We start from the raw sequence: 12488 nt of genomic DNA on the forward strand, positions 1-12488 counted from the left end.
CGTGCCTCCCGGATCGGGGATGGACGAGCGGACACGGTGCGCGGTGGGCTAGGGGTTACCCGCGGCCTGGGTGGGGGTGAAACGCGCGGGGAGTTCCTTGAGGGCGGTGCTCCACGGGGACGGCCGCCACCGCAGCCGGTCGGCCGGGACGGCGCAGGTGAGGTCGGGAAGGCGGTCGAGAACGGTGCCGACCGCGATGGAGGCGATGAGGCGGGCCTGGGGAATGGCGGGGCAGGCGTGGGTGCCGGCGCCGAAGGCGAGGTGGGCGCCGTTGCCGCGGCCGAGGGCGTCGGCGGGGTCGGTGGGGGTGACGGCGGGGTCGGTGTGGGCGGCGCCGATGCCGAGCAGGAGGGCGTCGCCGGCGCGGATGCGGCGGCCGGCGAGGGTGGTGTCGTGGGCGGGGTAGCGGCCGGGGAAGACCTTCAGGGGTGGGGCTTGTACGAGGGCTTCGTCGATGGCCTGGTTGACGGTGAGCCGTCCCCCGGTGAGCGAGTGCGCGAATCGCGGGTCGACGAGTTTCAGGCGCAGCGTCGAGCCGATGAGGTTGGCCAGGGTCTCGCATCCGGCGGACAGCATCACCACCAGTTGCGGCAGGAGTTCCTCCTCGCGGAGTCCGGATCCCAGCAGCCAGGTGGTCAGGTCGTCGGCGGGGTGAAGACGCCGATCGGCGAGCAGTTCGGCCAGGATCTGTTCGAAGGCGCGGTCGCCCGCCTGGGAGTCGGGCTGGGAGTCGAACAGGGCGTGCATCGCGCGGGCGAACTCGGCGTCGTGTTCGGGGGGAAGGCCGAAGAGGCGGGCGAAGGCGCGCACGGGTACGAGGGTGGCGTACTCGGCGATCAGGTCGGCCTCGCCGCGGTCGGCGAAGGTGTCGACGATGCGGTTGCAGGTGGTGTGCAGGTCGCGGCGCAGTCGGGGGGTGGTGGCTGCGGTGAGGCCGGCTTGGACGATGCGGCGCAGGCGTTGGTGTTCGGGGCCGTCGACGAACGCGACGTTGTGGGGCCTGTTGGCCATCATCGGCCGCAGGCCCGAATCGGGTGGGACGACTCCGGTGGTGAGGTCCTTCCAGTTCAGGGGGCTGCGGGGGAAGCGGTGGCCGTCGCGGAGCATCTCGAGGAGAGCGGGGTAGCCCAGGACGAGCCAGGTGCCGACGTCGGGTTCGAGCAGGATCGGCGCGACGGGTCCGTGGTCGGCGCGCATGCTGGTGTAGAGGGTGTCCATGTTGTCGAGGCCGGGGCCGAACAGGGGCGTGGCGTGGGCGAATTCGACGCGGCTCGCGGTGGGGCGGTGGGCGGGGCAGCCGGGCGGCGGCACCACGTCGAGCGCGCCGGGACCGGTGGGGTCGGCGGGGTCGGTGGGGTCGGGGTGGGGGCTCACGTGGGCTCCATGGCGGCGGTCGGGGTGGCCGTGGCGATGTGGTCGGCGAGGGTGATCAGGACGTTCCGGGCCGAGGTGGGGTCGCGGGCGTCGCAGGTGGTGAGGGGGACGTGGTCGGGGAGTTCGAGGGCTTGGCGCAGTGCCGGTTCGGGGTGGCGGAGGGTGTCGGGGAAGGTGTTGACGGCGACGACGAACGGCACGCCCGAGTCCTCGACGCGCTCCAGCGCGTCGAAGCCGTGCTCCAGGCGGCGGGTGTCGACGAGCAGGACGATGCCGTGGGTGCCGACGACGAGGTCGTTCCACAGGTGCCAGAAGCGTTGCTGTCCGGGGGTGCCGAACAGGTAGAGCGTGAGCCAGTCGGCGAGGGTCAGGCGTCCGAAGTCCACGCCGACGGTGGTGGTCCTCTTGTCGGGTAGGCCGGTGAGGTCGTCCACGCCGACGGTGGCGGTGGTCAACCTCTCCTCGGTGCGCAGCGGCGGGATTTCGCTGACGGCGCCGACGAGGGTGGTCTTGCCGACGCCGAAGCCGCCGGCGATCAGGAATTTGACGGCGGTGGTGACGGTGTTCGGCAGGGGCCGGGGGTCAAAGCCGTCGGAGTCCATCCAGGACCGCCTTCATCACGGTGGTATCGGGGCCGGGTGTGGTGGGGGGGTGTGGGGTTGCGGGTGAGGATCAGGTCGCGGTCGATCAGGTCGGCGACCAGGACCTTGACCACGGCGGGTGCGCGGGCCAGGTGCGCGGAGACCTCGGCCAGGGAGAGCAGTCCGGTGCACAGGCGCAGGATCCGGCGGTGCTCCGCACCCAGCGGCTCGCCGCGCGCGCCGGCGGTGTCGGTGGGGTGCGCGACGGGCGCGTGCAGGAGTGTGGTCAGCGTGAGGCCCCGGTGGGTGGGGTGCGCGCGGCCCCGGGTGACGACGTAGTCGGCGACCGGAAGGTCTTGGTCCTGCCCCGAGTTCACCTCACGTCACCCCCGTCGTCCGCGGGGTCGCGACCCGTCGCGCGATCGGTGTCGGGGCGGGTACGGCGCGCGGGGGCGAGTCGGGCGGGGATGGGGGTGTGCGGTGTGGGCGGGCGTTCGTCCAGGGACGCGCGGATGTCGGTCAGGAGCTTGTGCAGGTGCCCCGTGATCATGCCCGGGTCCACGTCGCGGTCGGCCAGGACCGCGGCGTGGACGTGTCGGCCGGCGCTGACGAGGAAGACGAACCCGTTGTCGAAATCGACGAACTGCTTTCTCACCGAGCCCAGTTCCGCGGCGGCGCCGATTCCGGCGCCCAGGGATTGCAGGGCGGTGCCGGCGGCGGCGAGGTGCTCGGTGAGATCGTGCGTGTCGGTGTGCCAGGCCGTCCTGAGGCCGTCGTCGCTGAAGACGACGATCCCGCGCACACCGTGGATCTCGGCGGCGCACTTCTCGACGAGCCAGTTCAGATCGGTCACGATGTCGGTCCTTCGGCGTCGGAACGGAAACGGTCGGTGGTGATATCGGGAACGGCATCGACGGTGACGTCGCCGCCATCGGGGCTGATCGGCCTGTTGTTCACGAACGCGGACAGGAACGCGTCGTATCGGGGGCGGTCGGTGTCGGGTCTGCCTTCGGAGGGCGATCCGGGCCCGGCGGACGCATCGGCTCCGGTGGGCGGACGGGCCCCGAGGGCGGCCGTCACGTCGTCGCGACGCCCCGGAACCTGCCCCGACGCCTCGGCGCGGCGTCGGGAACGCTGCGGCAGGACCGCGGAACCGGCAGCGGGAGCAACGGGTTTCGCGGGGGTCGCGGTCGCCGGGGTGCCGGCGCGGGCGCTGACGCCGGTCGGGATCGCCCGGGTGCCCGCAGGAACCGTGTGCGGGGCGGGTCGGGTGAGGATGTGTTCGGGGATCCACACGACGGCGCGGATACCGCCGTAGGCGCCGGGCGAGGAGTACCGCACCCGAAACCCGGCGCAGCCGGCCAGCACGCCGACCACCGCCAACCCGAAATGCGGATCGCCCCCCAACGTGGACACGTCCGCGTCGGCGCGATCGACGTCCTGCTGGGCGCGGTGCATCGTCTGCGGATCCATGCCCAGGCCCGCGTCCTCGACGGTCACACTCACCCCGTCGTAGCCACGCTCCACCTGCACCCGAACCGTGCTCCCCGGCGGGCTGAACCACGTCGCGTTCGCCAACAACTCCGCCAACGCGTGGATCAACGCCTCCGCGTACACACCGCGCACCGCCGTGCCCTCGCCACCCACCGCAGACACCCGCAGGTAGTCCCGGATACGCGACTGCGCCGCGCCGACCATCTCGGACAGCAACAACGGGCGATCCCACGAGCGCCCCGGCCGTCCTCCGGACAACACCTCAAGGGACTGCGCCGCCCGCCCGACCTGCGCCCAGGCGTGCTCGGCGTCCATCAACGCCTCCAGCAACGACGAGTCCGTGACCCGCCCCCGCAACTGGCGGGCGTCGGCGATCGCGACCTGCGCCTGGGCGCGCACCCGCCCCGCCAACTCGAGGAACGCGTAGTGCGTGTTCTCCCGCCTGCCCCGCTCCCGCTCCAACACGGCGAACACCGCGTCCACCAAGGCCTCGTGGGCCGTGTACACCATGCTCGCCCACGGCTCCGCCGGGCACGGGTCCACCGATGCCGAAGGCACGTCGGCGCGCCGGGCGTGCGGATCCTCCAGCACCACCGGCAGCCGCACCTCGACGAGATGCCGCGTGGCGGCCGTCAGACGCGACAGCGCCCCCTCCGCCAGACGCACCGACTCGGCGCGCTCCTCGTTCAGCTGCCGCGTCCGATCCCATCGGCCGTACCAGTACGCACGCATCCCGCGGGCGGTCTTCGCGAACGGCACGGCAACGGTGGTCGCCGAGACCGCGCAGCCCACCACGACCTGCCACAAGGAGCCGGCGTGCAGCAGGACGTCGGCCGTTGTCGCCGCGGCGCAGCCGGTCGGCACGGCCGCGTAAATGGGCCACAGCGGCAACGACGGTTCACGAACGACGAGCTCGGGGACTCGAGGACGGAAACGCATGGAAGGTCCTTCGCGGAGAACGCGGGCATGGGATGCGAGACGGTTCGGAGCAGGGCGGTAGTGCGGCGGAGGAAAGCGAATCCACAAACGGGTTCGCGCACGGGATGCGCCAACAAGGCAGGTGCAATCGAGTGTTGGCGGCGCCTGCGGGAACGACGGTGCAGGGCGGTCAGGGATCGGGGGCTATCTCGCCGGAGGCGACGGTGCCGGTGACCTCGCGCTCGCCGCCGAACGTGCCGGGGACCACGAAGGTGACGGACCATCGGGAACCCCATCGACGCTCCACGATCCGCCCCCGGGCACCGGCGGGCACGGCGGGGCAACCGAACCTGCCGGGCAACGCGGCCTTGGCCCGCACCCGGTCGCCGACCTTCATCGTGTGCCGCCGACCATGGCGCACGCCCCCGGTGACACGGCACAGCCGTCGGCCGCGCCGGCGACCCGGGCAGGGACAATCGAGTGCGACGTCTGGCGAACGAAGGCGTCGGCGAGGGGACTTCGGGCGTCGCGCGTGCCGTTGTTCACCACCGGCGTGCCTCTCGAGGCGGGTACCGGGCACACGGACCGCGCTCCGGCCGGGCACCGCCGAACACGGCACCGCACACCCGCCGCCGACACGGGCGCGGTAGCCGACGACAGGTCCCGAGTGTGGCACGCGGACGAACGGCACCACCCGACCGAACTCCCGGACCGAACGTGTTGTCCTCCGCGAGACGTTCACGTGCCCGGTCGGTCGATGCGTCGTGGCCGGCAACCGGGCCCGCGACCTCGTGCCGCACCGCGTCGTGCTCGGTCTCGACCTCGCCGGCGGCGTCCTCCGACTCCCAGAAGATGACCTTCCCGCCGCCGCCCAAAAGTTCGACACCCCACGTGCCCGGCAGCACGGACAACATCAGGAGACCGCGACCCGACTCGCCGTCGCAGTCCCCCTCCCCCACCACCGGCAGCTCCTGATTGTGATCGCGCACCTCCACCCGCACACGACCCGCCACCTGGACCAGCCGCAGGAACAACCCGCCCTGTGCGGCACCTCCATACGCGACGGCGTTCGCCGACAGCTCACTCACCGCCAACGCCGCGATCACGGCCGCGTCGCCGTCCGCGCCCCACCGCTCCAACTCCGCCTCGACGGCGTGGCGCAGCGCGTGCACCGCCTCGTCGGTGCCGGGCATCTCCCACTGGGTGGTGCGCGTACGCAATGGGACGGACACGACGAATCGACCTCCCGAATCGGGTGTGCTGGGGAACCCGAGGACACTGCCCGTGAGTTCCGGGGGCGGTGCCGACTGCCCGCGCCCCCGGCTCGCCGGTTGTGGGGTCGGCCCCGGTCTACTCCGGGCAGCTGGACCGTGCCGCGGTCCGTTCACGTGCGTACCACTCGACTGCGCGCCGGTGGGGGTCGGAACACCGGTGGTAAGGGTGGTCGTCGATGCAAGCGTGGTGGTGATGGTGGGGGCCTGCGGGATCGTCGGCCGGGCCGAGTTCGTGGTCATCGCAGTTCTCGCAGACGTGGAGAGTCGGTGGTCGCGGTGTTTCGGCGCGTGCTCGGCCGGGGCTGCTCGGGTACGGGTGTCGAGTCGCGGTGCGGTGGATCCGCGCCGTTCGAGGGCATCGCCCTCGTCGCCGGCGGGAGTTGTCGAAGGACGAGGTCGAGGCACCGATCGGGAGGAAGCGTGGTGTCCGCGACGATCTTCGGCGGCGGAAGACGTTCCGAGGGATCACCTCCGACCGATCCACGGGCCGGGGTCGGGGGCCGCGTGCCGAGCCGGGCGCGGGCGATGTGTGCGGGGCATACGCACTCGACGATCTGCAGAGGGTGGCCCAGTCCGATCGCGAATCGTCGCAGGGCGTGGACCTCCTCCGTGCGGGTGAGGCGATGCCCGTCGAGGACGACCACACGCTCCGGCACCTTCTGCAGGTTCCAGGCGAGCGCGGTGAGTGCCACCTGATCGGTCCAGTCGTTCTGTTCACGGCACGTGCCGTCCCCATAAGGGAACAACTGCGCGCCGAGGGCGTCCTTGTCGAGGAGCAATCCGTCGAGTGCCTCGCTCAGTGTTCTGGCCAACGTCGACTTCCCGGTCCCCGGTGAACCGGCCATGGCGACGATCATCGGCCTCTCCTGAATTCGTCGTGCTCACGGGATCCACTCCTCGGCACCCTGCGATCACGACGGTGCCGACCGGCGTCCCCGACGATGCACGGTGCCTGTTGCGGATCGATGGGCGGCAACCCTGGCCCCGATGCGGTCGCGCCTCCAACCGCACCGATCACAGATCTGCAAAGGGAGTTCGTTGCCGTCACAGATCTCGTCACAGATCTGCGAACCGGCGGCGCATCCGGGCCCGCGGTGCGCATGTGCGTCGCTAACCTCGGCAGGGACGATGTCGGCGGGAGGCGGCGGTGGACGGTCACAGGCAGCAGCACCGGCCCTCCTGCGCGAGGCGCCTTCGCCGGGAGGGCGCCGAGCGTGGGAGAACCGTGCAGGAGATCGCTCGTTCCATCCACGAGCACTGCGCGGTCTCCCCACTGCGGGCGCAGCGTCTGGCCAGGGGCATGACCCAGCAGGCGGTCGCGGAGGAACTGCGGGCGCTCGGCGCGGATCTGGGTGCGGACGCCCCGCGCGTCGACGCGATTCAGCTCGGCCACTGGGAGGCCGGTCATCATCACCCCAAGCCCGCGGCGATCGCGTTGTTGTGCCGGTTCTACGACTGCTCGGTCGACGAGGTGGGGTTGCGGGACGCGGGCGGTGTGCGCGCGCAGCCGTTGGTCGGCAGGGTGCTCGCACCGGCCGGATCCTCCGCCGCGACCACCGGGCAACGATTCGTCGAAGGCGGGTCCTTGGGGACGCGCGTCGATGCCGCACGCCGCTGCGTGGATCGCACGCTGTCCGCGTCCAGCGTCAGCCCCGCGCAGCTGGACGTCCTGGACGAGCGGGTGCTGTGGGCGCGCCGGCAATACGTGTACACACCGCCCACACCCATGCTCGAGATCCTGCTCGCGCACCTCGCCGAGGTCGAGGAACTCGCGGCGGATCGACAACCTGCGGTTGCGCAGGTGCGGTTGTCGGAACTGACGGCCATGCTCGCCACCCTGATCGCCGACGCGCTCATGAAGCTCGGGGAACTCGCGCGCTCCCAGGCCTGGTACGGCACCGCCCGCACCGCCGCGGACGACAGCGGCAACCCCGAACTCCGTGCCCGGGTACGGGCGCAGGCCGCGATGCTGCCGTACTACTACGGCCCCCTGGAGACTGCGGTCGCCCTCTCCCGCGAGGCACGCATGATCTGCCGGGCCAGACCCACCCCCACCGGCGCGTTCGCAGCCGCCGCCGAAGCACGCGCCCGCGCCAGGCTGGGCGACACCGAAGGCGCGCAGGCCGCACTGCGATACGCGGAAGACCTGTTCGAACGCACCCAAACCACGGACGGCGACCCCGAGGCTTTTGCGTTCCCGCTGCGCCGGCTGCTGTTGTACAAGAGCGGGACGTTGACGGCCCTGGGCCACACCCGGCCGGCCCGACGGGTCCAGGAACAGGCGCTGACGCTGTACCCCGGCGCCGCCGCGACCGGAATCGACCCGACGCTGCTGAACTTCGAAGCGGCCATCTGCCTGGCCCGCGAAAACGACCCCACCGAGGCCTGCGCGTTGGCCTGCGCCACCCTGCTGGGGGTCGCCGGGGATCACCGCACGCCCATCGTCGAGGAACGGGCCCGCGATGTCATCGCGACCCTGCCGTCCCGGCTGCGCACCAGCCGGGCGGTACGAGAGCTGCGCGAGATCATCGCGCTCCCGCCCACCGGGGTGTGACAGCGCGCAGGCAGTCGGGGACCCTGGTCCCATGACGACGTCAACGTGGACCCCCGGCGGATTCGACACCTCCGAGATGCAGCGGGTCCTGCAGCACGCGTGCGCGAGAGTGGGCCTCGACGCCTCCGACGCACGCCTGCTCCGCGGACACACCAACGCCGTGGTCCTGCTCGAGCGCGAACGCGTGGTCGTCAAGATCGCCCGCCGCGGATCCCGTGTCGACGACGTCCGACGCACCGTCGCCTTCGTACGCAGACTGACCGAACTCGAATTCCCGACCGTGCCCCTGCTGGACGTGGAACAACCCGTCGTCGTCGACGGCCACGCGGTCACGTTCTGGGTGTACCTGCCCCAGCCGACGCACCCGGTATCCGCCGAGCAACTCGCCGCACCCCTGCGGGCGTTGCACGCGTTGACGCTGCCGGAGTTCGCCCTACCCGTGCGCGACAACATACGAGCGATCCGACGCTCGATCGCGGCGACCACCTGTCTGCCCTCCACCAGTATTGCCTTCCTGTCCGAACACACCGACCGCCTCGAGGCCGACCTCGAGAACGTGGAATTCGTCTTGAACCCCGGCACCATCCAGGGCGACCCGCAACACCGGAACGCGCTGCACGCACCCGAGGGCGCGGCCGTGCTCTGCGACTGGGACACCCTCGCCGTCGGGCAACCGGAATGGGACCTGGTCACCGTCGAGGTCCACTGCCGACGCTTCGGCCACGGACAACGGCACTACCGCCGATTCGCCGACACCTACGGCTGGGACGTCCGCACATGGCCCGGATACGAAACCCTCGCCGACATCCGCGAACTCCGCATGATCACCACCAACGCCCGCAAGACGCACCACACACCCGGCAGCCGCGAAGAAGTCGAACGCCGCATCGAAGGCCTACGCCACGCGAATCGCAACCTCGCGTGGAAGATCCTCTGACGCCCCTCAGCCGAGTATCTCCGTACCCGACATGGCGCCCGCGCGACGCCGGAGGCCTCGTGCCGGTGACCGAGCCCGGCCGGATCCGCCGCATCGCGCTTGAGGATGGTCATCGGTGGCGCCACAATCCGGATCCGCCGGTTCGGCTGGTCGGAGGCGGTCACTCGGCCGCACCGTGGGCGCACTGCCGCAGGGCATCCAGGAGTTGCAGCGGATCGGTCAGGACTGGCAACCCATCTTCGTCCAGCGTCGGGGGCACCAGCCACTCGACGGCGGCGCCGGACTGTGGCGCCTGTGCGGGCAAGTGCACGGTGGTACCGGGCCCCACACACGAGACCAGTTCAATCCGCGCATCGCAGATCGTCACCAGCTCGGACCACGACGAGTGAACACCTGGCGGTACCAGCGCCCAGGCACGATCGGCATCGACGGCGACCGGACCGAGGACGTTCTTGTCCTCGATGAGTATCCGGATCGCACAGTTCGCCGGGCCGCGAGGCGCTTCGATCGTGTCGAAAAGGAGTCCTGACCGCACCACCCGGACAGGCAGTTTGACCCGAGTCCTAGGTTTGCAGGTCACACACGAGAGCCAGCGCGACCACGCGACGGGCTCGATCGTGACGTCCTGAATGTCATCCACGCGAGCAGCGTGGCGGAAATCAAGGGCCCTAACTTTCAGAGTATGTGAAAGTTAGGGCCCCTATGTTGATCTTGGTCCTACATGCCTATCCAATGCGCGAACGAGGTGAGGGTGTCCGGCGCCCTCCGGCGCGCGGCGACCAGCGTCGACACAGTTTCGTGAACGACCGGGTGATGCCGCGTTTGCTGCGGCGCGGCCTTGCGCGCCAGGAGCAGCGACCGGAATGCCCCCTCGTTCTCGCCGACCCAGCTCTGCGCACGCGCTACCTCGCAGTGGTGATGCGCCACCCGCGACTTGGGCCAGTCGCCCGGTAGCTGAATCTTCGAGGCAACGGTGATCGCCTGGTCATACCTGTCGAGTTCAGCCTGCGCCGATACCTCGTGCATGGACACGTTGACAGGTCCGAACGACAGCCAATGAACCTGGGGCACGTCGCCGGTTCGAGCTGCGGCCCGTCGCGCCTGCGCGAGTTCGGCCTCCGCCGTGTCCCTGTCGTGGGCGCGAGCCGCAAGCACCGCGCCACCGAGGTGGATCTGCCCCTTCACCGCGATGGTCTCCACGGCCTCTCGGTCGGCGTCTTCGAGTATCCGATGCCCGGACACGAGCAGCCGCGCGCCGCGTTCATAGCGCCCGGACCGCAGATAGGCCAGAGCCCGCAGGTACTGCCGAATCGCCACGAGCACCGGATCCGACGCTCGCTGAGCGGCCCATTCCATGCGGTCCAAGGCCACACCGCAGAGGTCGTGGTACCCCAGCTTCGTTGTCACGTCGTACGCCGTCCGGTACGCGGACGCGAGTACCGCGTAACTGCGTTCGCGCACAGCGGTCGGCGCGGCGTGGACGGTCGCCGTGAGTTCGGCGATCAGACCGGGCAACTCGGTCCCCACGGTCCGCAGATCGCCCGCTCGCACAAGACGGCAGAGCTCCTCGGCATCGGCCTCCAATTCGGCCAGGTCACGAGGGGTGGTGTCCTCGTCGGCCCCGATGTCGTACAGGTCCAGGGCTTCACGAATCGGGTTGATCAGAGCGTCCAGGCGGTCCTGGCGCAACTCGTGCATATAGGGCTGCGCGGTCAACGTCGCAACGTCCACGCTCAGCGCGCGAGCGCATGCGGCGATCATCGACGGTGAAGCAGGCAGCGCGCCGGTCTCGACCTTGGTCAGCAGCGAGTAGGAGATGTTGGCCTTGGCCGCCAGCCCCTTTTGTGAGAGGTGACGGACCTGGCGATACGCGGCGATGCGCGTACCGGCGGCCCCTGCAAATGAATCGTGCGGCATGCCGGTTGTCCCTCCGAGCAGACCGCCGAGGTCGACGTGGTGCGCCCCCGTCGTGCCGAAGTGCGCTGTGGTCGGGGACGGTGTCACGCCGTACCCTGGCAGTGATTCAGGTACCGCCAGCGTACGCTGGCGGACGCTCCGCCCCGCCCGGTCCGCCGAAGCGGGGCGGAGTCGTTCTCACGACGCACCCGCTCGCTGCCTCCGATCGTGCCAGCGGCGGTATCACGCTGGGCCAGAGCAGCAGACGGTGGGAACGAGGGACATGCACGTGTCCAGGAGGCTTCAGTTCGGGCTCGGGCAGACCTGTACGAGGACATCGTCTCCGCCGCCACCCCCGTTGGGCTGATACCTGCCCCGAGGGCACCACGGGTGCGGGCCGCGCTGCGGGTGGCCTGCCATCTGCTGTGTGTTCGCAGGGTGGGCTCCGACGAATCCGAGCACCTACGGGAGCTGACCGAAGCCCTCCAACCGGACGTCGACATCGACAGGATCGACCGCTACCGGGCCCTCCCGGGCGAACAAGCCGCCCGTCAACGTGCCGTCCGAAGTTCCCGGATCAGCCTGGCGCTCTCCCGCCGTGCCGGCTCCAGCAGTGGATCCGAGGGATCGGCGTACCGGCCCACGATCTTCGAGCAGAAGAACAACGCCATCAGCCTCCCCGATCGCGTCTCCATGTCGGCGTGCCGCTCTCGGCGTACGCGATCGGCCAGATCGGGCAGAGCGAGGGAGTTGCCCCACAGCGTGGCCGCGTCGAGTCCGCGCGGCGCGAGCCCCCAGTCCTCCCAGTCGAGGATCCAACACTCGGGGCCGGTCAGGTTCGCCCAGTTCAAATCCGCGTGGGCCGGGAGCCACTCGTCCAGGCTCGTGTCGACGACGTCGGCGAACGTCGCGCGGATCGCGCTCGTCACACCGTCGTGGGTGATGGTCACCGTGTCAGGGGTCGCCACCCGCGTGGTTCGGTGAGCGGCCAAGGCATCCAGTGAGGAATTCAACGTCACCCACCATGCGTCGGGCAGCTTCGGGTCGACGGTGAGGCGGCCGCCGAATTTTACGGGCGCCGCAGCAATCAGGTCGGTCTCGTCGACGCGCCACATCGCGTCCCCACCGGTCTCACGCCAGGACATGCCCGCGAACCACTCGGGTTTCGCGATTCCGTCCAAGACGGCCGCGCTCTCGATGCCGTTCCAGCCCTGCCCATCGATGCGGTCGCGGCTGCGGCGCTCGATGCGCACCCACGTCCTCCGGTCCGTACGCGCCCCCACCGAACGGCGTTTACGGACGACCGACTCGCGATCCAGCCGCACCCGCAGACCGTGCTCGACCAGGTCCAACGCCTGCTCGACCGGCTCCACGCGCAGGTCGACGACATTCCGAGACGACATGCCCCGAACCTAGCGGCGACCGTGGCATGTCCAAAACAAAGTGAGCCGAAAACAACA

The 12488-nt window shown here is 70.4% G+C and carries 13 protein-coding genes; 2 read left to right on the forward strand and 11 right to left on the reverse strand.

Annotated elements, in window-relative coordinates; genetic code table 11:
- Positions 1–48: 48 nt before the first annotated feature.
- From ACFXKZ_RS47650 to ACFXKZ_RS47685, 8 genes are all read right to left on the reverse strand, one after another.
- Complete coding sequence (locus ACFXKZ_RS47650) at positions 49–1374, reverse strand: cytochrome P450 (protein WP_380013038.1); 1326 nt, start codon at positions 1372–1374, stop codon at positions 49–51.
- Positions 1371–1976 (reverse strand): ATP/GTP-binding protein, encoded by a 606-nt coding sequence (locus tag ACFXKZ_RS47655; RefSeq protein ID WP_380013041.1) that lies wholly within the window; start codon positions 1974–1976, stop codon positions 1371–1373. Before ACFXKZ_RS47655 ends, ACFXKZ_RS47650 begins: the two co-directional genes overlap by 4 nt.
- Complete coding sequence (locus tag ACFXKZ_RS47660) at positions 1910–2332, reverse strand: DUF742 domain-containing protein (RefSeq protein WP_380013044.1); 423 nt, start codon at positions 2330–2332, stop codon at positions 1910–1912. Before ACFXKZ_RS47660 ends, ACFXKZ_RS47655 begins: the two co-directional genes overlap by 67 nt.
- Positions 2329–2808: a roadblock/LC7 domain-containing protein gene (locus ACFXKZ_RS47665; RefSeq protein WP_380013047.1), complete on the reverse strand. Its 480-nt coding sequence runs from the start codon at positions 2806–2808 to the stop codon at positions 2329–2331. The genes ACFXKZ_RS47660 and ACFXKZ_RS47665 overlap by 4 nt, the downstream gene beginning before the upstream one ends.
- On the reverse strand, positions 2805–4388 hold the full coding sequence (locus tag ACFXKZ_RS47670) for an ATP-binding protein (protein WP_380013050.1): 1584 nt from the start codon (positions 4386–4388) through the stop codon (positions 2805–2807). Before ACFXKZ_RS47670 ends, ACFXKZ_RS47665 begins: the two co-directional genes overlap by 4 nt.
- A gap of 169 nt (positions 4389–4557) precedes the next feature.
- Positions 4558–4764, reverse strand: a complete 207-nt coding sequence (locus ACFXKZ_RS47675; RefSeq protein WP_380013053.1) for a hypothetical protein — start codon at positions 4762–4764, stop codon at positions 4558–4560.
- Positions 4765–4909: 145 nt separating this feature from the next.
- Positions 4910–5599, reverse strand: coding sequence for an ATP-binding protein (locus ACFXKZ_RS47680; protein WP_380013056.1), 690 nt, complete (start codon positions 5597–5599; stop codon positions 4910–4912).
- 278 nt (positions 5600–5877) lie between these two features.
- A complete protein-coding gene (locus ACFXKZ_RS47685) occupies positions 5878–6498 on the reverse strand; it encodes an AAA family ATPase (RefSeq protein WP_380013059.1) in 621 nt (206 codons plus the stop codon).
- 368 nt (positions 6499–6866) lie between these two features.
- Here ACFXKZ_RS47685 and ACFXKZ_RS47690 point away from each other — a divergent pair, with 368 nt between their 5' ends.
- On the forward strand, positions 6867–8195 hold the full coding sequence (locus ACFXKZ_RS47690) for a helix-turn-helix transcriptional regulator (protein ID WP_380013062.1): 1329 nt from the start codon (positions 6867–6869) through the stop codon (positions 8193–8195).
- A gap of 31 nt (positions 8196–8226) precedes the next feature.
- On the forward strand, positions 8227–9132 hold the full coding sequence (locus ACFXKZ_RS47695) for a phosphotransferase family protein (protein ID WP_380013065.1): 906 nt from the start codon (positions 8227–8229) through the stop codon (positions 9130–9132).
- Positions 9133–9292: 160 nt separating this feature from the next.
- Here ACFXKZ_RS47695 and ACFXKZ_RS47700 read toward each other — a convergent pair whose 3' ends face one another.
- The 3 genes from ACFXKZ_RS47700 to ACFXKZ_RS47710 form a co-directional block, all read right to left on the reverse strand.
- Positions 9293–9772, reverse strand: a complete 480-nt coding sequence (locus ACFXKZ_RS47700; RefSeq protein ID WP_380013068.1) for a hypothetical protein — start codon at positions 9770–9772, stop codon at positions 9293–9295.
- Positions 9773–9849: 77 nt separating this feature from the next.
- On the reverse strand, positions 9850–11136 hold the full coding sequence (locus tag ACFXKZ_RS47705; RefSeq protein ID WP_380013071.1) for a helix-turn-helix domain-containing protein: 1287 nt from the start codon (positions 11134–11136) through the stop codon (positions 9850–9852).
- Positions 11137–11579: 443 nt separating this feature from the next.
- A complete protein-coding gene (locus ACFXKZ_RS47710) occupies positions 11580–12431 on the reverse strand; it encodes a hypothetical protein (protein WP_380013074.1) in 852 nt (283 codons plus the stop codon).
- Between the last annotated feature and the right edge of the window lie 57 nt (positions 12432–12488).

The sequence above is a fragment of the Embleya sp. NPDC059237 genome, assembly GCF_042754105.1.
Lineage (GTDB): Bacteria > Actinomycetota > Actinomycetes > Streptomycetales > Streptomycetaceae > Embleya.